The sequence below is a fragment of the Leucobacter sp. CX169 genome (assembly GCF_017161405.1).
Lineage (GTDB): Bacteria > Actinomycetota > Actinomycetes > Actinomycetales > Microbacteriaceae > Cx-87.
In genome coordinates this window covers 1,471,233-1,493,627 of record NZ_CP071051.1, presented here as the reverse complement: position 1 = coordinate 1,493,627, position 22,395 = coordinate 1,471,233, and the positions used below count along the sequence as shown (strand labels likewise).

Genomic DNA, 22,395 nt, shown 5'->3' with positions numbered 1-22,395 from the left:
CAGAGAAGGCCCCGATCCAATTGGATCGGGGCCTTCTCTGCTTCGTGCGGAGTCTGTCTTACGCGGGGAACTTCCCGCGCTTGACCATCGGCTTCGGCATGCGCAGTACGCGCATCTGCATTCCGCGCATTGCCGCGTACCAGCGGTAGCCTGGCTGCAGATTCTCTTCGCCAAACTTCTTGCTCAGGCGCTTCTTCAGCTGCATTCCGAGGAACACCGCATCGAGCACGGCAACGATGAGGAAGCCCCAGATCACGAACACGCTCATGAGCTGAACGGTGCGATCGGGAATGAAGGTGAGGACGAGCACGATACCCATCATCGGGATCAGGAACTCGCCGAGCGTCGTGCGTGCGTCGACGAAGTCGCGCACGTAGCGCCGCTGCGGACCCTTGTCCCTGGGCGTGAGGTATCGCTCGTCGCCCTGCATCATGCCGACGCGTGCGCGTTCGCGCTCGGTGCGCTGGCGATCGCGCTGCGCCTTCGTGGCGGCCTTGTCGCCGCGCCCGGCGACGAGGGGGCGCTGATTCGCTGCCTCTGCCTCCTTGCGGCTCGGCGTGGGGCGTCCCTTGCCAGCGGCCGGGTCGATTTCCTCGGGCCGGTCATTCTCCGGTGCTGAGCTGGTGTTGCGCGCCAAACCAAGTCCTTTGCGTCGAGATTTCGCGCCGCGAGTTCGGCGCAACGTCCAGGGTACCGCGTCCCGTGCCCGGAATCTGCGAGGGGCGCGTAAGATTAATGGGAAGTGTGCGAACCGTGGAATTGTTCCAGCTGGACGAAATCTCCATCGCGCACGGGAATGAGGGGAGTGCAGATGAGCACCGACACGATCGAGAGCGATCAGACTCAAGCCGAGCACAATGTCTCGCTGAGCGATGCCGCGAAGAGCAAGGTGCGCAGCCTGCTCGACCAGGAGGGGCGCGACGATCTCCGCCTGCGAATCGCCGTGCAGCCGGGTGGCTGCTCAGGCCTGATTTACCAACTCTTCTTTGATGAGCGCTACCTCGAGAACGACGCGGTCGTGGAGTTCGACGATGTCGAGGTCATCGTAGACAACATGAGCGTCCCCTATCTCAGCGGCGCCACCATTGACTTCGAAGACACGATTGAGAAGCAGGGCTTCACAATCGACAACCCCAACGCTGCGGGCAGCTGTGCCTGCGGCGACAGCTTTAGTTAATCTTTGTCCTGCGTTGATTCGACGGCACACCGGACAGTGTCCGGCGGGCTGTCGGGTTCGCGCTAAGCTATCAGGGAGTCATCAGCTTTGTTCTTGATGGCATTTCTCAAGAAGATACGTTTCGAAAGGTATGCGGTGCGTTCCAATCGTCGAATGAAATGGGTCGCGGCACCTGTAGCGCTCTCAGCAGCGCTCGTGCTCGCGGGCTGCACCCCCGAACAGCAGCGGGGATTCCTCCCCGGCTCTGAGGGTGTGACGAACCTAACTGATGGCATCACCGGCCTCTGGGTTACGTCATGGATCGTGCTGCTCCTGGTGGGTGTGATCACCTGGAGCCTGATCATCTGGGCAACAATCGCCTACCGGCGGCGCAAGGGCCAGACCGGACTCCCGGTCCAGCTGCGCTACAACATGCCGATCGAGACCTTCTTTACGGTCGTCCCCGTCATCCTGGTGTTGGGCTTCTTTGCCTTCACCGTGCAGGAGCAGGTGAAGATCGAGGCGCGTAACCCCGCTCCGGAGAACGTCGTCGAGGTATTCGGCAAGCGTTGGGCCTGGGACTTCAACTACGTGAACGACGATGTGTTCTTCTCGGGTGTTCAGGTCCAGACTGACGAGGCGGGTTCGGCTGAGGCCGACACCATGCCCGTCCTTTACCTCCCCGTAGACAAGACCACCGAGATCCGTCTTGAGTCGCGCGATGTCATTCACTCCTTCTGGGTGGTGGAATTCCTCTACAAGAAGGACATGGTTCCCGGTAAGACGAACTACATGTCGTTCACGCCGACGAAGACCGGCACCTACATGGGTAAGTGTGCCGAGCTGTGTGGCGAGTACCACTCGATGATGCTCTTCGAGGTCAAGGTTGTTGAGCAGGACGAGTACGACGCCTACATCAAGAGCCTCCGCGATGCAGGCAACGAAGGTCAGATGGGCGCGGACTTGAACCCCAACCAGAACCTGACCGGCGCCATTGTGTCGGAGACTGAAAGCCACGAGGGATAGTAGAGAAATGAAGAAGGGTAACGTTCTCGTTTCGTGGATCACCTCCACGGACCACAAGGTGATCGGATACATGTATCTGATCAGCTCGTTCATCTACTTCCTGATCGGTGGCCTCATGGCCCTGATCATCCGGGCGCAGCTGTTTGCCCCGGGTCTTGAGGTCGTTGCAACGAAGGAACAGTACAACCAGCTGTTCACCATGCACGGCACCATCATGCTGCTGATGTTTGCGACGCCGCTGTTTGCGGGCTTCGCGAACGTGATCATGCCGCTGCAGATTGGTGCTCCCGACGTCGCCTTCCCGCGACTGAACGCGTTCGCCTACTGGCTCTACAGCTTCGGTTCGCTGATCGCGATCGGCGGCTTCCTCACCCCGCAGGGCGCGGCCTCCTTCGGTTGGTTCGCCTACACCCCGCTGTCCGGAGCGACGTTCTCGCCCGGTGTGGGCGGCAACCTCTGGGTGCTCGGCCTCGGCCTGGGCGGTTTCGGTACGATCCTCGGTGGCGTGAACTTCATCACCACCATCATTACGATGCGCGCCCCGGGCATGACCATGTGGCGTATGTCGGTGTTCACCTGGAACACCCTGGTCACCTCGATCCTCGTCATTCTCGTGTTCCCCGTGCTCGCCGCAGCGTTCTTCGCTCTGGCTGCGGACCGAATCTTCGGTGCCCATAACTACGGCATTGAAACCGGTGGACCAATCCTGTGGCAACACTTGTTCTGGTTCTTCGGACACCCCGAGGTCTACATCATCGCGCTGCCGTTCTTCGGCATTGTGTCCGAGATTTTCCCAGTGTTCAGCCGCAAGCCGATCTTCGGCTACAAGACGCTGATCTACGCAACGATCTCGATTGCTGCGCTGTCGATGACGGTGTGGGCACACCACATGTACGTCACCGGATCCGTCCTGTTGCCCTTCTTCTCGCTGATGACGATGCTGATCGCGGTTCCGACCGGTGTGAAGATCTTCAACTGGCTGGGAACGATGTGGCGCGGCTCGCTCACGTTCGAAACCCCGATGCTCTGGTCGATCGGATTCCTGGTCACCTTCGTATTCGGCGGCTTGACCGGTGTCATCCTGGCTTCGCCGGTGCTTGACTTCCACATCTCCGACACGTACTTCGTGGTGGCGCACTTCCACTACGTGGTGTTCGGCACGGTCGTGTTCGCAATGTTCGCCGGCTTCTACTTCTGGTGGCCGAAGTGGACGGGCAAGATGCTCAACGAGCGCCTCGGCACGATTCACTTCTGGCTGCTGTTTGTCGGCTTCCACACCACGTTCCTCGTGCAGCACTGGCTCGGCGTCATTGCGATGCCTCGCCGCTACTACACGTACCTCCCCGAGGACAACGTGACCTGGATGAACCAGCTCTCGACCGTCGGTGCGATGATTCTCGGCGCTTCGATGATCCCGTTCCTGCTGAATGTGTACTTGACGCACCGCAACGGCACGAAGGTCACGGTCAACGACCCGTGGGGCTTTGGCCGCTCGCTCGAATGGGCAACGTCTTGCCCGCCGCCTCGTCACAACTTCACCTCGATCCCGCGCATTCGCACGGAATCGCCGGCGTTCGACCTCAACCACCCCGAGGTCAGTGGCATCAAGCAGGTCGGTCACGAAGAGAGCGAGCACACGCTCGCCGGTCAGAAGTAAGGCAACGGAGATCGAGTCATGAAGTCTAATATCGGTATCCTTCTGATCCTCACCGCGTACTTCGTCCTCATCGGAGCGGTGTACACGGTCTGGAGCATCCTCGCCACCGGCCACACCGAGTGGGCAGGCAGCACGGCGATCTTCCTCTCTGGCGCACTGACCGCCTTCATCGCGGGCTACCTCATGCTCGGTCAGAAGAAGGAGAAGTGGGACCTCGTTGAGGACCGTGTTGACTCCGACATCGACGACGGGGACCCTGAGCTCGGCGAGTTCAGCCCCTGGAGCTGGTGGCCGATTTCGCTGGCATTCGCTGCAGCACTGGTGTTCCTCGGCATTGCCATCGGGTTCCAGTTCTGGCTTGCCTTCCTGGCCCTCCCGCTCGTGATCGTGTCGGTTGTCGGCTGGATCTACGAGTACTACCGCGGACACTTCGCCCGCTAGGCATATGGGAATCTCAATTCGACGCGGCCAGCTCGAAGACGCCAAGGCGCTCTTCGAGCTGGCTCGCCAGTATCACTCGGGGCGCGAGCCGATCGGACGCGATGAGTTTGTCGTCGCGCTCGACAACGTGCTGCGCCACCGTGATCAAGAGACGAACGTGCTGTTTGTCGCCGTTGATGGTGAAGAGGTCGTAGGCTACTCGCTTTTGACCGTCTCACGTCTCTTGCACGCGTCAGGCCTCGCCGGTCACCTGCAGGAGATCGTGGTCAACGAGGCCGCTCGAGGGCACGGGATCGGCGATCGGCTGATTCAGGCGAACGAGCATTACTGCATGGGTCGCGGGGTGCGTCAGCTGTCGGCGTCCACCGCCCGCATGGGCTCGTTCTACAACCACCGAGGCTTTGCCCCGGTGGGAGAGCACTACCGCAAGGTCCTCGACCTCGGCTAGTACGCAAGATCTCTACGAAGGCCCCGGCTCGCGCCCACCGCGCGGATCGGGGCCTTCGTGTTTCCTCCCGCAGTCACTCCGACCCGCTCCCGTTGCAGCTCGCGGCAGTGTGTCGTCGTAGACCCTGACGGAGCAGCCTGCCGAGCAGCACGGGGGACTGATTGAGCTCGGAACCCGGCCCAATCCGCGGCGCGCGCCAATTCGAATGCGGCGGAACGGCGATCGGGCCGGTGTGAGTGGTGGTGGCTCGAGCTACTCGGCGAGGGAAGCACTCCCGGGCCGTGCATCCTTGCTCAGGTGCAGGATCGGGTACGGGCGTCCGTCTCCGTCGACTTCGCTGCGGCCGGTGCGCACGAAGCCCTGCCCGAGATAGAAGTTGAGCGCGCCGAGGTTCTGCTCGTTCACGTCGACCCGGGTCACGCCATACTGACTCGTGGCTTCGGAGAGGAGAGCCGTTCCGACGCCTGAGCCTCTCGCCTCGGCAGCGACGAAGAGCATTTCGAGGGTGCCCGGCGATATCCCGGCGAACCCCTGCGGCGCCCCGCCGCGCTCCAAGACGATGAGCGTCACGGCTGGCAGGTAGGTCGGGACGAGGTCGGCGTCGATGCGCGCGAAGTCGGCGTCGTCGAGGAAGTCGTGCGTCGCACGAACGGAGCTTCGCCAAATCTCTCGGAGTGCGGGGAACTCCGATGGGCCGCGGCTGGGACGAATCGTTGAGGTCTGGTCCTGACTGATGACGGGCATAGATTCATTCTCGCAGCGCGAGGCAGGACGTAAAAACGGATCGGGCCCCGCAGGAAGTAATTCCTGCGAGGCCCGATCCGTTGACGCGGGGGAGCGGACTAGTGTCCGTGGCCCTCCTGCTCGATTTCCTTCGGCGTAACCGGAGCGATCCGATCTTCGAAGAACCAGCGGCTCATGCCTGCGCGGAGTCGCTTCGAGAAGGGGATGCGGCCGTCCTGGTTCGGGCGGAGCATCAGCGGTGCGTAATCGTTGTAGCTCACGAGACGCCAGTTCTCGTACTCGTCGAGCTTCTTGTGCACCTCGACGAACTCGCCACCGGGGAGGCGAACGATCCGACCCGACTCGTAGCCGTGCAGAGCGATCGAACGATCCTTCTTCTGCAGGCCGAGGCAGATGCGCTTCGTGATCAAGTACGCGATGATCGGGCCGAAGATCAGCAGGAACTGCAGACCGTGGATCACGCCTTCCATCGAGAGCTGGAAGTGGGTCGCCATGAGGTCCGAGCTTGCGCCGGCCCACATTACTGCGTAGAACGTCACGCCTGCAGCGCCGATCGCGGTGCGGGTGGGAGCGTTGCGCGGGCGATCGAGCAGGTGGTGCTCGCGTTTGTCTCCCGTGACCCACGCCTCAATGAAGGGGTAGGCAGCGACGACGACCAGGAAGAGACCGATGATGATCAGCGGGATCAGCATGTTCCACGACCAGGTGTAGCCGAACCACTCGGTCTCGAGCCCCGGCGGAATCAGGCGGAGCATGCCATCGGCAAAGCCGATGTACCAGTCAGGCTGGGTGCCGGCCGAGACCGGTGAGGGGTCGTACGGTCCGTATGCCCAGATCGCGTTGATGCTCACGAACGAGGCGATCAGCATGATCACACCGAAGACGATGAAGAAGAACCCACCCGCCTTTGCCGCGTAGACCGGGAGGACCGGGAAGCCAACAACGTTCTGCTGCGTCTTTCCGGGGCCAGGGTACTGCGTGTGCTTGTGGATGACCACGAACACAAGGTGCAGCGCCACGAACAGGATCACCATGGCGGGCAGCAGCATGATGTGCAGCATGTATAGGCGACCGACGATGTCAGTGCCCGGGAACTCGCCGCCGAAGAAGAGGAACGAGAGCCAGGTGCCGACGACCGGCATCGACTTGATGATGCCGTCGATGATTCGGAGGCCGTTGCCCGAGAGCACGTCATCAGGAAGTGAGTAGCCGGTGAAGCCTTCAGCCATCGCGAGGACGAAGAGGACGAATCCGATGACCCAGTTCAGCTCGCGGGGCTTGCGGAATGCGCCGGTGAAGAAGATCCGGAGCATGTGCAGGCCGATGGAAGCGACGAAGAGCAGCGCAGCCCAGTGGTGGACCTGACGCATGAGCAGGCCGCCACGCACCGAGAACGAAATATCGAGCGTCGACGCCATGGCGCCGGACATCACGATGCCCTTCATCGGGACGTACGGACCGTTGTAGACCGTCTCGATCATGGTCGCCTGGAAGAACAGCGTCAGGAAGGTGCCCGAAAGCAGGATCACGACGAAGCTGTACAGTGCGACCTCGCCGAGGAGGAAGGACCAGTGGTCGGGGAAGACCTTGCGGCCGAACTCCTTGACAGCTACGCCGATCTTGGTGCGCTCGTCAATGTAGTTTGCGGCTGCCGAGGTGAAGCGGGAAGTGCCGCTTGCCTGGGTGGTGGTGGTATCGGTGCTCACTTGAGACGCTCCCAGTAGCTCGGGCCGACGGGTTCGTGGAAATCGCTCTGCGCGACGAGGTAGCCCTCGTCATCCACCGTGATGGGCAGCTGCGGCAGCGGACGCTTGGCGGGGCCGAAAACGACCTTCGCGCCGTCCGACACGTCGAACTGCGACTGGTGGCACGGGCACAGCAGGTGGTGCGTGTGCTGCTCGTAGAGCGCTACCGGGCAGCCGACGTGGGTGCAGACCTTGGAGTACGCGACGATGCCGTTGTAGGACCAGCTCTTCTTGTCCTCGGGCTCGTTGAGATCCTCGGGATCCAGACGCATCAGGAGAACGATGGCTTTCGCCTTCTCGTCGAGGATGTGGCCACCCTCATTCAGGTTCTCCGGGATGACGTGAAACACCGAGCCGATGGTGACGTCCGCCGCCTTGATGGCGATACCGGAGGGGTCGCGGGCAAGGCGTACACCCTTGTCCCACATCGTGTGCTTGAGGACCTCGACCGGATCGATGTCCTGCGGGGCAAGGCCGCGCAGGAGAACGACGCCCGGAATGGGGAAAGCCAGGAGCGCACCGATGAGGCTGTTGCGCACGAGCGAGCGACGGCTGAAGCCGGACTCTTCGTTCGCAAGCGTGAAGACCTCAGCGGCCTCCGCGCGGACCTCGGGGGAGCTCGGCACGGGGTGACGTTCGTCGACGGACTCGTGGTCCGCCATAACGGCCTTGCCCCAGTGCACCGCGCCGACGCCGAGGGCGAGCAGCGCGAGGGTCATGCCGGTACCGACCAGCATGGTGTGCAGGCGAATCGCCTCAAGCTCACCGGTCTCAATCGGGATGAACATGTACGCCAGAACGGCGGCCAAGCTACCCACGATCGAGACGTAGAACAGCGTGTAGACAACGCGCTCGGCGCTCTTGTCTTTCTTCGGATCGAGGTCCGTTACACGCTTACGGTGCGGGGGCAGCCCCGGGTTGACTGCGGCATCGGGGGAGATGACCGCGGTACCAACCGCGCTGTCACTCCCACCGTGGCGCTGAGCGGCGACAACGGCGCCTTCGCTACCGTTTTTCGCTTCCTCTGCCATGTTTCTCCTTGGTTACTGACTCTGTCGTCGTGCGTACGTGATCGGCGCTAGTTGGACTTCGCGGTCACCCAAACGGTGAACGCGATGATGATGCCCATACCGATGACCCAGATAAAGAGACCCTCAGAGACGGGGCCAAGAGATCCAAGCGTGAGGCCGCCGACGGACGGCTTCTGCTCGATGTACTGGAGGTACGTGATGATGTCGGACTTGTCCTGCGGCGTGAGGTTCGCGTCGTTGAACACCGGCATGTTCTGCGGGCCGGTGACCATGGCCTCGTAGACGTGCGTCGGAGCAACGCCCTGCAGCGACGGAGCAAATTTGCCCTGCGTCAGTGCGCCACCGGCAGCAGCAACGTTGTGGCACATCGCGCAGTTGATGCGGAACAGTTCGCCACCGGCAGCGGCATTGCCGTCTCCCTGCAGGTACTGGGTTTCGGGAAGGCCGGGTCCGGGAGCCAGCGAGGCGACGTACGCTGCGAGCTGCAGTGTCTGGTCCTCGGTGAACTGCTTCGGCTTGACCATGCCCTGCGGGCCTTGGAAGGCGAGCGGCATGCGGCCGGTGCCCACCTGGAAGTGCACCGATGCGGCGCCAGCACCAATCAGCGAGGGGCCCTCTTCGGTGCCCGCTGCGCCCATGCCGTGGCAGGTAGCGCAGTTTGCAGCGAAGAGCTTCTGGCCCTCGTCGATCGTGGACTGTGCGTTGAGGTCGATCTCAGCCGTAGCTGACGTCTGGCTGAAGCCTGCATATGCAGCTCCGGTGACCAGGAGGCCGACCGCGACGAGCGCGACGGTTGCGAGAGGATGCCGGCGACCCGACTTCCGGAGGTTCTTCTTGGCGCGAGCCATGATGTCGATACTCCTGACGCTACTTGATCATGTAGATGACGATGAACAGGCCGATCCACACGATGTCGACGAAGTGCCAGTAGTAGGACACGACGACGGCGCTGGTGGCCTCCTTGTGAGTGAAGTTCTTGACCGCGTACAGGCGACCGATCACCAAGAGGAAGGCGATCAGACCCAGCGACACGTGAATGCCGTGGAAGCCGGTGGTCATGTAGAACGCGGAGCCGTAGGCGTCGGAGTTCAGCGTGATGCCCTCCGACACGAAGGTTGCGTACTCCCACGCCTGGCCGGCGACGAAGATCGCACCCAGCACGAAGGTGAGGTAGAACCACTCGACGGTTCCCCAGTTGCGCATGCCACGACCCGTGGCGTGCGGCTGGTTCCGCTCGGCAGCGAACACGCCTGCCTGGCAGGCGAATGACGACGAGACCAGGATGAGCGTGTTGATCAGCGCAAACGTGAAGTTGTGCTTCTCAGTCTGGACTGCCCAGAGCTCAGGCGCCATGGCCCGCAGTGTGAAGTAAATGGCGAACAGGCCGGCGAAGAACATGACTTCGCTACCCAGCCAAACGATCGTGCCGACAGCGACGATGTTGGGCCGCTTGACCGAAGGCACGGCTGACTTGGTATTCATAGTGGTCGTTGACACCCTTCCATTATGGCTGAAAGTTCGGTGTGTGTTTCGCACCCGAGCGCGGCGTGGCCGAACTTCATCCCTGAGAACCTCACCAGACTACCGTGCTTCGCGACATTGGGCGTCCGCCTCGCGCCCCGGCGTGGTGCGGAAGGCTCGATATGATGGCGATTATGATTTCGGAACTGACTTGGCCTGTTGTGCTCACCACCTTGCTTGAGGGTGCAGACCTGAGTGTGGCGCAGGCGGAGTGGGCGATGTCAGAGATCATGACGGGCCAGGCATCCGGCGCCCAGATCGGTGGGTTCCTCACCGCGCTGAATGCAAAGGGAGTGACGGTCAACGAGATCGTCGGATTCCGCGATGCCATTCTCGAGGAGGCCGAGCCGATCGGCCTGGATCCGGTGGCGCTCGACATCGTTGGGACCGGTGGCGACCGGTTTGGCACGGTGAACATCTCAACGATGGCTTCGATTATCGCGGCAGCGGCGGGCGCACCGGTCGTGAAGCACGGCAACCGAGCCGCAAGCTCACAGTCTGGTTCGTCGGATGTCTTGACGGCGCTGGGGATCGACTTGGGTCTGGACGCGGCGTCTCTGCTGCAGGTCTACCGAGAGACCGGCATCGCGTTTGTGCACGCCGCGCGGTTCCTGCCCGGCTTCCGGCACGCAGGGCCGGCCCGCGCGGAGTTGGGCATCCCGACCGTGTTCAACTTCCTCGGCCCGCTCTGCAACCCTGTCCGGCCCGAAGCGTCGGCGGTGGGCGTGGCTGATGCCGAGCGTGCCCCATTGATCGCCGGCGTGTTTCAGCTTCGCGGCGCGGCGGCCCTCGTGTTCCGCGGCGACGACGGCCTCGATGAACTCACGACGACGGGTCACTCGCACATTTGGGAGGTCAGTCGCGGCGCGATGACTGAGCATGATCTTGACCCGCGCGACCTGGGGTTGAAGCGAGCCAAGATGCAAGACCTCCTGGGAGGAACGCCCGAAGAGAACGCTGCGGTGGTGCACCGCGTGTTCGCGGGGGAGCTCGGCCCCGTGCGCGACATTGTCCTGCTGAATGCCGCCGCCGGTCTCGTGGCCTTCGATCTTGTGGCTGATCCCGCGTCCGCTGAGCGCGGGATCCTTGAGCGCCTGCAGGAGAAGCTCAGCGTAACCGCTGACGCGATTGACTCGGGGAAGGCTGCTGCGAAGCTTGCGCTCTGGTCTACGTCTACTCAGCGCGCCGCCGCCGCCGCGCACTAGCCATGGCGAAGGCGCAGCAGAAGTCACCCACAACTCCGGCGACCCGCGCCCTCGACCAGCTGGGGTACCCGTATACAGTTCACACCTTTGTGCACGATCCTCGGGTCCGCAACTACGGTGACGAAGCGATCGCCGCTCTCGGCGTGCCCGCGCAGCGACTGTTTAAGACGCTGATCGTGCAGGTCGATGGACGACAGGCTGTTGCGATCCTGCCGGTGCCGCGCAGGATGCAGCCGCGAAAGGTTGCGCTCGCACTCGGGGCGAAGCAGGCAGAGCTTGCGGACCCGGTCGTTGCTGAGCGTCGGACTGGGTATGTACTGGGCGGGATGAGTCCCTTCGGGCAGCGTTCGAAGTTGCCGATGGTGGTCGACGCCTCGGTACTCGACGCTGAGACGGTGTTTGTCTCGGGCGGCCGACGGGGAGTCGACATCGAGCTTCGAAGTGCTGATCTGGTGTCAGGCTGTTCCGCCGTCGTCGCCGCAATTACGATGGGTGACACGGACGATCCTGTCTGAGTGGTGGGGGAGTGGAGGACCTCGTGAGGTTGACTTTCAGTGCATCTCGCACACTGCCGGCGTCCGCCGAGCGCGTGTGGGAGCTGCTCACCGAGCCAGAGCAGTTTGCGGTCTGGTTCGGCACTGACCAGGTCGCGGTTCCGCTTGATGAGCTCGAGATGGACGTTCGCCCCGGCGGGAAGATGCGAGCGACGATGCAACTTCCGGGTGGCGGTGAGATCCGGTGGCGGGGAGTGTACGTGGAGGTGCGTGCGCCGGAGTTTCTCTCCATGGGGCTCAGTGACCAATCGGACGACGATCTCGGCGTGCCCATCGAGTTCTCGTTGGACACGGTTGTTGGAGGCACTCGCCTCACGATCGTGCAGGATCGTGGCGGGTTTTCGGACGAGCAGGTCGAGCGGACGATCGCCGGGTACGGCTCATTCCTCGAAACAATGGACCGAATGCTCGCCAGCGGCTGATCCTCTCGCGCTTGCGACCGGGCCGAAGTAGTCTGGGCCTCCATCGAGTGGCAGGAGGCGCATCGTGGGCGTAGCGGGAATTGGCGGCATTTTCTTCAGGAGTGCGGATCCTGAGGCTCGGACTGCTTGGTATCGCACGCATCTGGGAATTGAGGCGGGTCATGGCGGGATCTGGCAGCAGGAGGCGGGGATGACTGTGTTCGCACCGTTCCCTAACAACTCTGACTACTTCGCGCCCGATCAAGCATTCATGCTCAATCTCCGCGTGACTGGCCTGGAAGAGATGGCGGCGCGACTTGAGGCTTCGGGCATTCCCGTTGAGCGCCGCGAGGAATGGAACACTGCCGAATACGGCAATTTTGCGCGCATTCATGACCCGGAAGGTCTGCCGATTGAACTATGGGAGCCGCCTACTGCCGCTCCTGCCTAGGGGAGATGAGTGAGCCTGCGGAGGGTTGGTCGGCGGGGCAACTGGCTCAGTGAGGTCGCTAGTTATAAAAGCTATAAAGGTTCGCCGCGGAGCCGGGGGTCGCGACAGCGCAAGCTCTTCGCGTGCGGTGGGTCCACTTGTGTGACAGTCGGATTCGACCACGCGGCGATTCCGTGTGGGTGAACGAGTGGCCTCGGTTGCACAATGTCAACGCTGGTTGCTGGGTCGGGAAGCGGCGCGAAAGCCTCAAGCTGACATAATATAGATTATCAGCGTCGCCCATGGCGTCCATCGACCGGTACGTCGAACGGTATCTTCGCAAGCGTGCAGCGCAGCAATCATTCATGCAACGAGTCCAGGTCACGCGAACCTCGGTTGATCCACGCACCGGCGAAATCCGGGAGCGTAAACGATGGATCAAGCGCCGCAAGCAGCACTACACCGGCGGCTCAGGCTTCCTCGTCGTCAATGACGGCAGCGCGGCAGCACGCGACGTCGAACGCCTTGTCCGCTGGTGGCTGGTCGAATCCGGACACGAGCTCGAAGAATTCACGATGTACGACAAGTTGCACGCAAAGCATGACGAAGTACGGGCTGACCTGGGAGAATAGCATTCTCGCGCAGCACGGTACTCCGTTCGGCTCCCTCTTTCGCTACATCGACATCTGGGTGATCTCTCCCCTGGTCGAGCCGCTGCATTGGCGGCATCACCCGCATGAACGCGTCTTCGAGCCATTCCACCGCTGCGGCTGCCTCCGCTGGCGCGCGCTCATCGTCGCACTGCTGCACCTCGACCGCGAGTAAAAGGCCGGCTACTTCTACACAAAGGCCGGCTACACCCCTAGCGATCGCCAAAAGGCCGGCTACTCCCCCGCATCCCGAGGCAAACAGCCGCTTGCGGCTGTGCGGCAGCGCCTTTGTCGGTGGTCCCCACTAGGATGCGCGCGAAATGCGTAAACCCCCGGTCAGCTGATGTTTCTTCCCAGCATTTTCGCAGCCGCGCGAGTGGCGCTGGGCTTGTTATATAGCGCATACTCGTGGGTAGCTCGTCACCCACTGATATGTGACTTTCAAAGGAGAAACCCTCATGGCAATTGCTCGCACCGTCCGCCCGCTCGTGCTCATCTATGGCACCGTCGAAACCTCCCGCGAGCTTCGCAAGAAGCCCGAGAACGGCGGCGACATCTACGCCACCGAGTTCACCGTCAAGCAGCCCGGCGGCGCGCTCTTGTCCTATTCGATCTACGCCAACAGCAGCGCCCCGCACCCGAAGATCGGCAGCTTTGTTGCCGCCGAATGCTCCATTGAGGAGTCGCGCAACTTTGGTGCATCCCTCTCTTACGAGCGCCCCGGCGAGAACGCGCTCGATCTGATCGCTTCGACCCTCACCGCGGCCAAGTAGTCATGCCAGACGAAATGATTCTTGGCGGCTTCGCGATGGTCGCGTTCACGCTCGTGCTCTACGGCGTCGCGATCCTGCTGCTAGCGCTCTCGATCCGTGCGGACCGGAAGCGTTCGCTGGCTCGATCCACTGCCCCGGTGTTGCCGGTGATGCCCTCGGTGGCGTCCCCTGATCGGTCGCGCGGTCTCTAGTGGATCCCGCTGATGCGCCTGTTGCGGTGGCTGATCGCGCTATTGCGCTTGCTGAGACTGGTCTTGTCGTTGGTGTCATCGGTATTGCGCTGATCGTGTTCCTGCTCGCTGTGATTGCGGTGCGTCACCTGTGATCGAGGTTGCTCTCTCGTTCGTCGCCGTGCTCGGAGTAATCCGGGCCTGGCAAGTCTTCCGGGCGGTGATTGATTCGTGAGTACCACGGATGCACTCGCCTGGGTGCTCTCCGCGCTTGCGGCGGGCGTGGTCGTCGGTCTTCTGGCCGTCATTACAAAGGTTGGGAGGTGAATATGTACAAGCTCGTAGGAGAAACGATCGATCTCGGCGCTGCCCTCGGCACCGCTGCGACGAGCATCACGACCCAGGTCAGCGCGGCTCTGCCCGCCGCTCTGGGTGTCGGTGCCGCGATCATCGCGGTCACCGTCGGCTGGAAGATCTTCAAGCGCTTCGTGCGCGGCTAGGTCGCTGGCTGCTGCGGGGGGTTCGGGCTTCGGCTCGGCCCCTCGCTCTGTCCCACAGTGTTGTTGGAAAGGGAGTGCGTTGTGCGTCGTGTGCTGATGATGATGCTGGTGGCTGGCCTGGTTATGGTCGGTCCGGCGTCCGCTGCGTCCGCGACGCAGGGCCCTGCTGCGCGGGTAGCTGTTGAGGATATCCCCCGGAACCCGCTCGGTAATCTGCGCGATTACATGTTGACGGTGACCAAGCAGTTTCTTGGAATCCCGAACCCGGGTTCTGACGTGGTGAACCCCCGAGATTTGGCCTATGCGCGGGCAAAGGTGCAGGGCGCGTCACCCGCAAAGCTCGCGAAGTGGATGGAGTACTCCATGCTCAACTCGCCGACTAATGCCGCCATGACAGCGCAGGATTACTTCGACAGGAACCATGATTGGCAGACTCCGATCACCACTGACCCCAAGACCGGGGAGAAAAAACTCAAGGTCCAGGCAACGAAGCCGGGCAACTTTAAGAAGCTCGCCAACGGGTCTATTCAGGTCATCGCTGCTTCCACATTTATCCCCGTGATCGGTAACGCTGGAAGTAATCTTGTCGGCGGCTGGATGGGTTTTGAAGACGTCAACAGCGAGTGGTGCGAGGCAACCGCTGATCCGCAGGGGTTCTTTGACACTGCTTTTTCCTCAGTATTTGGCCTCCTGTCAGGTCGTGACTGCTCGATGTTTGGCCTCGCGGACGATTACACGCCCAACGGGGATGTAGACGGTAAGCAGTGGGGCGATATGACGCTGGGCGCGGTCAAGATCGGATACTTCGGTTCCGCGCTGAAAGACGGACGTACTTACTACTGCTACACGCAGAATCAAAACTTGCCCGCTGGTAAGTACTTTTTCGATAAGAACGGCAAAGGCAAAGGTGCCTCGATTTGGCATACGACGGGCACGCCGGGGAGCACCATTTGTAAGACTGCGTTCCCGGCCTATACGGGAGACAAGTACGCTTATTCACCGATTGATGCGGTGTTCGCACAGATCACTGACCCGTCGAGTTGGTACGTGGCGGCAAGCGCGGGGGTGCCCGAGGCCGATCGACAGACGATGGTCGAGAATGAGCAGGATCCCGAGCGTGTTCTCGAGTGCGTCATCACGATGACGGATGGCACCGTCGTTAAGTCTGAGGGAGGGTCCTACCGGGAGTCTGATGGTCAGATCTCGCCTCCCGCATGCCCCGCGGTTCCAGAGGGCAAGGTTCCCGACTCAATTAGCGTTGGTGAGAAAGACGGTCAGAAGCTTTACGACGAGCCGGTGACGCCCGAGTACAAGGATTGGGCTACCAAGTATCCGGAGTGCGGCGAGGGTGCCTGCCTCCTGGATTTGTCGGTCAAGAGCGGCACCAAGTTGGGTGTTTCGTGCTTCACGATCCCGGAGCCGTGTGTTGATTGGTGGACCGACCCTAACCGCGCTGACAACTTTCAGTGCACCTACGGTGCCCACGCCCTCGATGACGAAGAATGCGCCGTGTACGCGGGCATCTTCAAGCCGGGCCGGGTCCAGGTCGGCGCCCCCTATTCTGACCCGATGACGGGCGAATGGAACGGCGGGTCGTCTGCCCCTCGGCTCGACGGCCAGGCCATGAGCCAGGGCATTCAGAACCCCGCGTCGACGCGTGCGTGCACCGGGCTGAATACCACCGGGTTTGATCCGGTCGCGTTCGTGATGCGTCCCGTGCAGTGCGCGCTGGAATGGGCGTTCGTGCCCCGTCCGCTTGTGGTTGAGGTGGAGCTATCTGGCGGCGAGGTCGCGTGGGAGAAAAAACCACCTGCGGTCATCGCTGGGATTGTCGGTAACTTCTCGCTTGCTCCATCGGCGTCCGGATGCAGCAAGTCTGTGACGATTTTCAGCGGCCAGTTTCAGCAGTCGATTACGCCCATCGACGCGTGCGCGGGTAGCACCCTCGCGCCTGTAGCGACGATTTCGCGCGTAGTGACGAGCGCGGGCATGGTTGTGCTCGTGATCGTCGTGTTGCGGCGTCAGGTGGCCGGCATGATCGGGTACGGGTCGGGCCAATGATCCTCGAATGGTTGGTCAAGGTTGCCGTTGGTCTGTGGCAGTGGATCGCAGACCTGTTCCCGGATTGGGATGCACCCGCCGAGCTCACGAATGCTGACGGGATGATTGGCCAGATTTTCGCGCTCGGCACGGGACTTGAGCCGTGGGTGAACTGGTCCTTGATCGGCGTTCTCGGTGCAATCCCGTTAGCGGTTTGGGTAATTGGTATGACGGTAAAGATGGTGCGTGTGCTGCTTGCTCATGTCCCGTTCATTGGAGGAAACGGCTGATGATTTCAAAGCATGGTCTGGCGGAGCTCGATGAGCTGTTTGAGTTGCCGGTGGAGGCTGCCACGGCAGCCACCCGGCAGGGTGGCGTAGTGGCGGCCGTTCCGGCAACTCCACGGCTGCTCGTACCCGAAAACCCCGCATTGAGCACAAAGGGCATTCTGCGGCGTCGGAGTGCACCGATCATGGGTTACGTCGGCCTCAACGGGCAGGGCAAGACGTTTTCGATGATCCGCGATTCGCTTCTGTCGCTAGCGATCGGTCGCCGGGTGCTTTCGACCGTGACGATCCTCGACCCCGCGACAGGTGAGCCGCACCCAAATTTTGAGCGGTTCACTTCCTGGGAGCAGCTGCACGATTTCCGCGACGGCGACGTGCTCCTGGACGAAATCACCGGCATCATGGATGCCCGCGACTCGGGCATGCCGAAGCACGTTCGGCGGTTGCTGCCGCAGATGCGTCGCGCTAACGTCATGGTCCGCTGGACTGGCATTGACTTCGACAACACGGACCGCCGCCTGCGGCAGCTCTCCCAAGCTGTCGTGCGCTGCCGGGGTCACTTCCCGAATTCCAAGCTGGTGCGGGGTGAGGGTGTGCGGGACGCGGTCTCGATGTGGGCGCCGAATCGGGCGTTTGTGCTGACTACGTTCGATGCTCAGACGCTTACCGATTCGGGCGACGCTCGCGCGTTGACCGAGGATTCCGAACGAAAGCGCCGCGCCAAGGTTTTGAACCGCGAATTTGTGTGGGGTCCCAAGGACCTCACGTTTCAGTGCTACAACACGCTGGACTCGGTTTCAGCGGTCGATAATTCGTGCCGAGTGTGTGGGGGTAAGCCGGTGGAGAAGACTTGCCGGGGGCACTAGCGGCGGCGCAGCCGTTCGCGGGTCGCGTCACGGTCGGCGTCTTTTGCCTCGGAAAGTGCCTGGTTGTGGCGCTTCATCCAACCCACCTTGAAGCCCGCTTCGTAGCCCTCGATGCGTCCTTGCTTTCGCCCGGTAATTCGTCCGCCGATGATTCCCGCAATCGGAAGAACCACGACTACGGCAAGTGCGAGAAGAAACATTTCCACGGTGGGGGTCATGTTCGCGATTCTATGACTAGGCTGAGGGCAAAGAGAAACGCCCGCCGGTTCAGGGCGAGCGTTTCAGATACCGACATAGGAGGTCGGCAGAGTTGAGTCTAACGCTCTCGCGCATCGTCAGCACGGAGGACATTCGTTCCGCTGTCTCGGCGATCCCGAAGACCGCGCAGACTTGGCAGGGTGCCGAGGGTCCGCGCCTCGAGATGACATTCGCCGCGGGCATGGTTCGCCTGTCGCGTCGTGATCGCTCGCTTGCGGAAAAGGCACATGAGCGCCGAGTGGCTGCACGGTTCAAAGAAACCGGGGATCTCCGCTCTGCACTCGCGTATTCTCCTGGTATGACCGGAACCCTTCGCGCGGAGATTGTCGCGTTCACTCGCCAGGCCCGCTCTCGCATGGTTCGGACATTGTGCACGCTCGATTTCGCGCCGTTGTTCCTTGAGGGCCACCAGCCCGCGATGGTCACCTTAACGCTGCCCGGCGCCTGGGAAGTTATCGCACCGGACGCACGTACGTTCAAGACGGTCATAAAGCGCTTCAAGGATCGATTCGAGTACTCCTGGGGACGCTCGATTGTTGGTGTTTGGAAGATGGAGTTTCAGCGGCGGGGTGCTCCCCACCTCCACATCCTTATGACTCCCCCGGCTGGCCGCGCTCGCGGTACCGGCGAGACCTTCAAAGAGTGGCTGGGGCTCGCCTGGGCTGGCGCTTGCAAGACTGCTGAGCTGCTCGGCCCGATTGAGGCAGAGAAGCACGTCAACGCGGGAACGGGTATCGATTACGACCGGCACGGCCAGTGGGCCGACGCTAAGCGCATCGCGATCTACTACGCCAAGCACGGCCTGTTCGAGGCCAAGGAGTACCAGAACCAGGCCCCCGCCCTCTGGGTCGAGCAAGGGTCTGTAGGTCGCTTCTGGGGCTACTGGGGCCTCAAGTCGTCGGGCAGCACGATCGACCTGGACATGCGCAAGGTCCGCCACGATCCCTCCCCCGCAGATGCAGTCGAATCCGTGATTGAAAAGTGCGCTGCAGCGGGTATCGAAGTGACTGACGCTGTCAAATCGTTTGCTGAATCGCGAGTAAACGACGGATTATCAGCGTAATGAGGTTGCGGGTGTGTTGAAGGCAAGAGCTCGGGTTCTGCGTGCGATTCCGCAATCACGCAAGCACTTGTAGTGATCTCGGAACGCCTTCACGTGGACCGTCACGATGGCGACGACAGGCCGTTGCAACTTCAGCTCAAGAGATCAATTCGACCTGCGGCCAGTCGGTTTCGTTCACGAGGTGAAGCTATGGGCCAGACGCTAACCGACGAGTGCTCTCGTCGCCTGCACGAGCACCGACTCGACTGGCCGAAAATACGCCCACCGACCTCGCTGTTCGCGCGTAACCAGTCCTGCCTCCACGAGTTGTTTCATGTGGTGAGAAACCGTTGGCTGCGAGAGGCCCACTGGTTCCGTGAGATCGCAGACGCACATCTCCCCCATGGCGCTCGCGGAGATCAACGAAAGTAGCTTCACGCGTGTTGGGTCGCCGAGCGCCTTGAATACCTTTGCGAGCTGGTGTGCGGTTGCATCGTCGACAACCCGGTCGAACTGGGGTGCGCAGCAGCTCGCATTCGCGGCGTCTGTGGTGGCGGTGCTCGTGAGGCTCATGGCTTCCATTCTGCACCCTATATTGACAGTTGTCGATACGATGGGCAGAATTGGCACATTGATAAACGTCGATAGATGGAGATTGGGATGCACCCAGTAGTCGTGATCGGTGCCGGACCGCAGGGACTGGCCGCCGCCGCACACCTTCTCGAGCGCGGGATCGAGCCGCTCGTATTTGAGGCAGGGAGCGGGCCCGCCTTCGCGGTGTCGGAGTGGGCCCATGTGCGTCTCTTCTCGCCGTGGCCCGAGCTCATTGATGCTGCCAGCCAGCGCCTCTTGGCTCGGTCTGGTTGGAAAGCCCCGACCGAGGGCTACCCGACGGGCGCGCAGTGGATCTCCGAGTACCTGGCGCCGCTCGCTGCAGCGCTGGGTGATCGCGTGCACTATGGCGCGCGCGTGGTGGGTATTAGCCGGAAGGGACGCGATCGTTCGGTAGATGCCGGCCGTGCGGATCAGCCGTTCACCGTTCACCTTGAGCATGCCGACGGAACGGGTGAGCGACTCGAGGCAGGCTCAGTTATCGACGCCTCCGGGACGTGGGGCACGCCAAGCCCCGCAGGTGCGGACGGCCTGTCGTCGCGCGGTGAGCGGCAGGCCGCTGCACGAGGCATGCTCAGCTATCAGATCCCGACGATGGAGCGTGTTCGGGCCCTTGCGGGGCGCCATGTCGTTGTCGTGGGAAATGGCGCATCGGCAAAGACGGCGATCACCCAGCTCGCCCGTGTGGTGAAGCAGGAGCCGTCCACACGCGTGAGCTGGGTGCTTCGGCGCGGTGTCGTCGGCAACACCTTTGGCGGAGGGGCAGCGGACGAACTCCCCGAACGCGGTGCGCTTGGCGCGCTTGCGCAACAAGCGGTCACCGCCGGTCAGGTGACGCTCGTCACCGGATTCCGCACCGAATCGGTGCTCGTCGACGATGCGCGAGCCACTCTCGTAGCCGAGGATGACAGAACGCTTGACCCTGCAGACCAGGTCGTCGTCCTCACCGGTTTCCGTCCGGATCTCTCCTTCCTGTCCGAAGTTCGACTCGGACTTGACCTTCGGCTCGAGGCACCCGCGAAGGTTGCCGAAGAAGTGGACCCCAACTTGCACTCCTGCGGCTCGGTTCGCGCGACCGGAGCTGCCGACCTCGCGCACCCGGAGGCGGGACTGTTCATCGTCGGAGCAAAATCCTACGGACGCGCACCGACGTTCCTGGCGCTAACCGGGTTTGAGCAAGTACGCAGTGTCGCGGCGGAGCTCGCCGGCGACCATGAAGCGGCGCGGCGCGTCGACCTTGTCCTCCCCGACACCGGTGTGTGTGGCGGCGCAGGCGTGTTTGATGCCCCGGAGAACACGAGCACGGCGGATTCCTGTTGCGCCCCCTCCCCCGCCGTGCTGACGAACGCGTGCAGCAATTGAGTCGGGGGCGCCTGCTCATCGTTGGCGGCGGCCAGTCCGGACTCAGCGCTGCCCGCGTCGGTCGTGAACAGGGTTGGGAGCCAGTTGTCCTCGAGGCCGGCGCTTCGCCGGTCGGATCATGGCCGGCTTACTATGACGGGCTCACGTTGTTCTCGCCCGCCCAATACAGCGGGTTTCCCGGGTTCCCCTTTCCCGGCGATTCCACTCGCTATCCCCGTCGGGACGAGGTTGTTGAGTTCCTCAAGGATTACGCGTCTTGGCTCGATGTCGACATCCGAACCGGTTCCCGTGTCGCCACAGTCTCGGCGGATACCGATGGGTTCACCGTCACGCTGACGGATGGCAGCACGATCGCTGGAGACGCACTCGTCGCGGCCAGCGGCTCCTTCTCGAACCCGTCCATTCCGACTCTTCCCGGAAGCGAGTTGTTCGAAGGCAGCATGTTGCATGTTTCCGAGTACCGGGTTCCAGAGGCCTTTGCAGGTCAGCGCGTCATTGTCGTAGGCGCGGGCAACTCGGCTGTACAGGTCGGCCATGAACTCACACAACATTCTCGAGTCACTGTCGCGACACGAGACAAGTTCCGGTTTCTCCCGCAGGTCATCGCTGGTCGGGACCTACATTTCTGGCTGCTCGGACTCCGGTTTGACCTGCTGCCGAAGGCCCTGCTGAAACGAGTGCTGCGCGGCACACCTGTCATTGATCGGGGAACGTACCGTGCCGCATTGGACTCGAACGAGCTCAGCCATCTCGCGATGTTTACCGCGTTCACTCCTGACGGGGTGATCTGGGCGGACGGCAGCCGCGAGCAGGTGGACACGGTGATCTTTGCCACTGGTTATCGGCCGCACCTCCCCTACCTGCAGCAGATGGGCGCTCTCGATGACATTGGCCGCCCGCTTGAACGCCATGGCATTTCAACCACTCATCCCCGCTTGGCGTATCTCGGTCTCGAACTGCAGCGATCATTCTCCTCGAACACGATTCGAGGGGTGCACCACGATGCGGAGTATGTGGTGAGCGCGCTGGGCCGGGGAACGCATCGGCCCAGCGGTCTAGTCATTCAGGAAGCAATGAGGTTATCAGTGCTTCGATCCTCGTCTTGATCTCGTCGCGGATCGGGCGTACGGATTCGATCCCCTGGCCCGCAGGATCCTCGAGTACCCAGTCCTCGTACCGTTTCCCGGGGAAGAACGGGCAGGCGTCCCCGCAACCCATCGTGATGACGACGTCTGAAGCTTGCACTGCCTCGGTCGTCAGCACCTTGGGCTGCTCGGTCGTGATGTCGATGCCTTCCTCAAGCATCGCTTCAACCGCGGTGGGGTTGATGTGTTCGGCGGGCATTGACCCGGCGGAGCGAACCTCAATGGCATCGCCGGCGAGGTGCCGGAGATACCCGGCGGCCATCTGGGAGCGACCAGCATTGTGGACGCAGACGAACAGGACGGACGGTTGGGAAGTAGTCATAATGGGGCT

The 22,395-nt window shown here is 62.2% G+C and carries 29 protein-coding genes; 20 read left to right on the top strand and 9 right to left on the bottom strand.

Going from position 1 to position 22,395, the window contains the following annotated elements; genetic code table 11:
• Positions 1-58: 58 nt before the first annotated feature.
• A complete protein-coding gene (locus tag JW030_RS06780; RefSeq protein WP_188046530.1) occupies positions 59-637 on the bottom strand; it encodes a DUF3043 domain-containing protein in 579 nt (192 codons plus the stop codon).
• Between the two features lie 174 nt (positions 638-811).
• Between JW030_RS06780 and erpA the strand changes: the two genes are divergently transcribed.
• From erpA to JW030_RS06755, 5 genes are all read left to right on the top strand, one after another.
• Complete coding sequence (erpA, locus tag JW030_RS06775) at positions 812-1,177, top strand: iron-sulfur cluster insertion protein ErpA (protein WP_188046529.1); 366 nt, start codon at positions 812-814, stop codon at positions 1,175-1,177.
• 153 nt (positions 1,178-1,330) lie between these two features.
• Positions 1,331-2,182, top strand: a complete 852-nt coding sequence (gene coxB, locus JW030_RS06770; RefSeq protein WP_188046528.1) for a cytochrome c oxidase subunit II — start codon at positions 1,331-1,333, stop codon at positions 2,180-2,182.
• Positions 2,183-2,189: 7 nt separating this feature from the next.
• Entirely contained in the window at positions 2,190-3,839 is a 1,650-nt protein-coding gene (gene ctaD / locus JW030_RS06765; RefSeq protein ID WP_188046527.1) for a cytochrome c oxidase subunit I, read from the top strand.
• A gap of 18 nt (positions 3,840-3,857) precedes the next feature.
• Positions 3,858-4,280 (top strand): cytochrome c oxidase subunit 4, encoded by a 423-nt coding sequence (locus tag JW030_RS06760; protein ID WP_188046526.1) that lies wholly within the window; start codon positions 3,858-3,860, stop codon positions 4,278-4,280.
• 4 nt (positions 4,281-4,284) lie between these two features.
• Positions 4,285-4,728 (top strand): GNAT family N-acetyltransferase, encoded by a 444-nt coding sequence (locus tag JW030_RS06755; protein ID WP_188046525.1) that lies wholly within the window; start codon positions 4,285-4,287, stop codon positions 4,726-4,728.
• Between the two features lie 252 nt (positions 4,729-4,980).
• On the opposite strand, the gene JW030_RS06750 is transcribed toward JW030_RS06755, so the two are convergent.
• The 5 genes from JW030_RS06750 to JW030_RS06730 all read right to left on the bottom strand — a co-directional run bounded on the left by JW030_RS06750 (position 4,981) and on the right by JW030_RS06730 (position 9,730).
• Complete coding sequence (locus JW030_RS06750) at positions 4,981-5,472, bottom strand: GNAT family N-acetyltransferase (RefSeq protein WP_188046524.1); 492 nt, start codon at positions 5,470-5,472, stop codon at positions 4,981-4,983.
• A 98-nt stretch (positions 5,473-5,570) separates the two neighbouring features.
• A complete protein-coding gene (locus tag JW030_RS06745) occupies positions 5,571-7,178 on the bottom strand; it encodes a cytochrome bc complex cytochrome b subunit (RefSeq protein ID WP_188046523.1) in 1,608 nt (535 codons plus the stop codon).
• On the bottom strand, positions 7,175-8,248 hold the full coding sequence (locus JW030_RS06740) for a ubiquinol-cytochrome c reductase iron-sulfur subunit (protein WP_188046522.1): 1,074 nt from the start codon (positions 8,246-8,248) through the stop codon (positions 7,175-7,177). Before JW030_RS06740 ends, JW030_RS06745 begins: the two co-directional genes overlap by 4 nt.
• A 47-nt stretch (positions 8,249-8,295) precedes the next feature.
• The gene (locus tag JW030_RS06735; RefSeq protein WP_188046521.1) at positions 8,296-9,096 is read right to left on the bottom strand and encodes a c-type cytochrome; all 801 of its coding nucleotides are present in this window, start codon (positions 9,094-9,096) and stop codon (positions 8,296-8,298) included.
• A 19-nt stretch (positions 9,097-9,115) separates the two neighbouring features.
• The gene (locus tag JW030_RS06730; protein WP_188046520.1) at positions 9,116-9,730 is read right to left on the bottom strand and encodes a heme-copper oxidase subunit III; all 615 of its coding nucleotides are present in this window, start codon (positions 9,728-9,730) and stop codon (positions 9,116-9,118) included.
• Between the two features lie 173 nt (positions 9,731-9,903).
• Between JW030_RS06730 and trpD the strand changes: the two genes are divergently transcribed.
• The 12 genes from trpD to JW030_RS06670 all read left to right on the top strand — a co-directional run bounded on the left by trpD (position 9,904) and on the right by JW030_RS06670 (position 17,645).
• Positions 9,904-10,974: an anthranilate phosphoribosyltransferase gene (gene trpD, locus JW030_RS06725; RefSeq protein WP_188046566.1), complete on the top strand. Its 1,071-nt coding sequence runs from the start codon at positions 9,904-9,906 to the stop codon at positions 10,972-10,974.
• Positions 10,975-10,976: 2 nt separating this feature from the next.
• Positions 10,977-11,489: an aminoacyl-tRNA deacylase gene (locus JW030_RS06720; protein WP_188046519.1), complete on the top strand. Its 513-nt coding sequence runs from the start codon at positions 10,977-10,979 to the stop codon at positions 11,487-11,489.
• Positions 11,490-11,518: 29 nt separating this feature from the next.
• On the top strand, positions 11,519-11,950 hold the full coding sequence (locus tag JW030_RS06715) for an SRPBCC domain-containing protein (protein ID WP_255499196.1): 432 nt from the start codon (positions 11,519-11,521) through the stop codon (positions 11,948-11,950).
• A gap of 64 nt (positions 11,951-12,014) precedes the next feature.
• Positions 12,015-12,380 carry a VOC family protein gene (locus JW030_RS06710; protein WP_188046517.1) on the top strand — a complete coding sequence of 122 codons (366 nt, stop codon included), beginning with the start codon at positions 12,015-12,017 and terminating at the stop codon, positions 12,378-12,380.
• A gap of 281 nt (positions 12,381-12,661) precedes the next feature.
• The gene (locus tag JW030_RS06705) at positions 12,662-12,991 is read left to right on the top strand and encodes a hypothetical protein (protein ID WP_188046516.1); all 330 of its coding nucleotides are present in this window, start codon (positions 12,662-12,664) and stop codon (positions 12,989-12,991) included.
• A complete protein-coding gene (locus JW030_RS06700; RefSeq protein WP_188046515.1) occupies positions 12,960-13,184 on the top strand; it encodes a hypothetical protein in 225 nt (74 codons plus the stop codon). Before JW030_RS06705 ends, JW030_RS06700 begins: the two co-directional genes overlap by 32 nt.
• Before the next feature lie 283 nt (positions 13,185-13,467).
• On the top strand, positions 13,468-13,782 hold the full coding sequence (locus tag JW030_RS06695; RefSeq protein ID WP_188046514.1) for a hypothetical protein: 315 nt from the start codon (positions 13,468-13,470) through the stop codon (positions 13,780-13,782).
• A gap of 2 nt (positions 13,783-13,784) precedes the next feature.
• Positions 13,785-13,973 (top strand): hypothetical protein, encoded by a 189-nt coding sequence (locus JW030_RS06690; RefSeq protein ID WP_188046513.1) that lies wholly within the window; start codon positions 13,785-13,787, stop codon positions 13,971-13,973.
• A gap of 302 nt (positions 13,974-14,275) precedes the next feature.
• Entirely contained in the window at positions 14,276-14,452 is a 177-nt protein-coding gene (locus tag JW030_RS06685; RefSeq protein ID WP_206348520.1) for a hypothetical protein, read from the top strand.
• Between the two features lie 81 nt (positions 14,453-14,533).
• Positions 14,534-16,513 (top strand): hypothetical protein, encoded by a 1,980-nt coding sequence (locus JW030_RS06680; protein WP_188046511.1) that lies wholly within the window; start codon positions 14,534-14,536, stop codon positions 16,511-16,513.
• A complete protein-coding gene (locus tag JW030_RS06675) occupies positions 16,510-16,782 on the top strand; it encodes a hypothetical protein (protein WP_188046510.1) in 273 nt (90 codons plus the stop codon). The genes JW030_RS06680 and JW030_RS06675 overlap by 4 nt, the downstream gene beginning before the upstream one ends.
• The gene (locus tag JW030_RS06670) at positions 16,782-17,645 is read left to right on the top strand and encodes a hypothetical protein (protein WP_188046509.1); all 864 of its coding nucleotides are present in this window, start codon (positions 16,782-16,784) and stop codon (positions 17,643-17,645) included. The genes JW030_RS06675 and JW030_RS06670 overlap by 1 nt, the downstream gene beginning before the upstream one ends.
• Here JW030_RS06670 and JW030_RS06665 read toward each other — a convergent pair.
• Positions 17,642-17,863: a hypothetical protein gene (locus JW030_RS06665; RefSeq protein WP_188046508.1), complete on the bottom strand. Its 222-nt coding sequence runs from the start codon at positions 17,861-17,863 to the stop codon at positions 17,642-17,644. The two genes, JW030_RS06670 and JW030_RS06665, sit on opposite strands and share 4 nt — an antisense overlap.
• A gap of 203 nt (positions 17,864-18,066) precedes the next feature.
• On the opposite strand from JW030_RS06665, the gene JW030_RS06660 reads away from it, so the two are divergent.
• Complete coding sequence (locus JW030_RS06660; protein ID WP_206348518.1) at positions 18,067-18,966, top strand: hypothetical protein; 900 nt, start codon at positions 18,067-18,069, stop codon at positions 18,964-18,966.
• A 201-nt stretch (positions 18,967-19,167) separates the two neighbouring features.
• Here the strand turns inward: JW030_RS06660 and JW030_RS06655 are convergent, their stop codons facing one another.
• Entirely contained in the window at positions 19,168-19,518 is a 351-nt protein-coding gene (locus tag JW030_RS06655; protein WP_206348516.1) for a helix-turn-helix transcriptional regulator, read from the bottom strand.
• An 87-nt stretch (positions 19,519-19,605) separates the two neighbouring features.
• Between JW030_RS06655 and JW030_RS06650 the strand changes: the two genes are divergently transcribed.
• Both JW030_RS06650 and JW030_RS06645 read left to right on the top strand, forming a co-directional pair.
• Positions 19,606-20,919: an NAD(P)-binding domain-containing protein gene (locus JW030_RS06650; RefSeq protein WP_370567045.1), complete on the top strand. Its 1,314-nt coding sequence runs from the start codon at positions 19,606-19,608 to the stop codon at positions 20,917-20,919.
• Positions 20,907-22,025 carry an NAD(P)/FAD-dependent oxidoreductase gene (locus JW030_RS06645; RefSeq protein ID WP_241095351.1) on the top strand — a complete coding sequence of 373 codons (1,119 nt, stop codon included), beginning with the start codon at positions 20,907-20,909 and terminating at the stop codon, positions 22,023-22,025. The genes JW030_RS06650 and JW030_RS06645 overlap by 13 nt, the downstream gene beginning before the upstream one ends.
• On the opposite strand, the gene JW030_RS06640 is transcribed toward JW030_RS06645, so the two are convergent.
• Complete coding sequence (locus JW030_RS06640) at positions 21,979-22,386, bottom strand: arsenate reductase ArsC (RefSeq protein ID WP_188046504.1); 408 nt, start codon at positions 22,384-22,386, stop codon at positions 21,979-21,981. The genes JW030_RS06645 and JW030_RS06640 overlap by 47 nt on opposite strands.
• Positions 22,387-22,395: the final 9 nt, after the last annotated feature.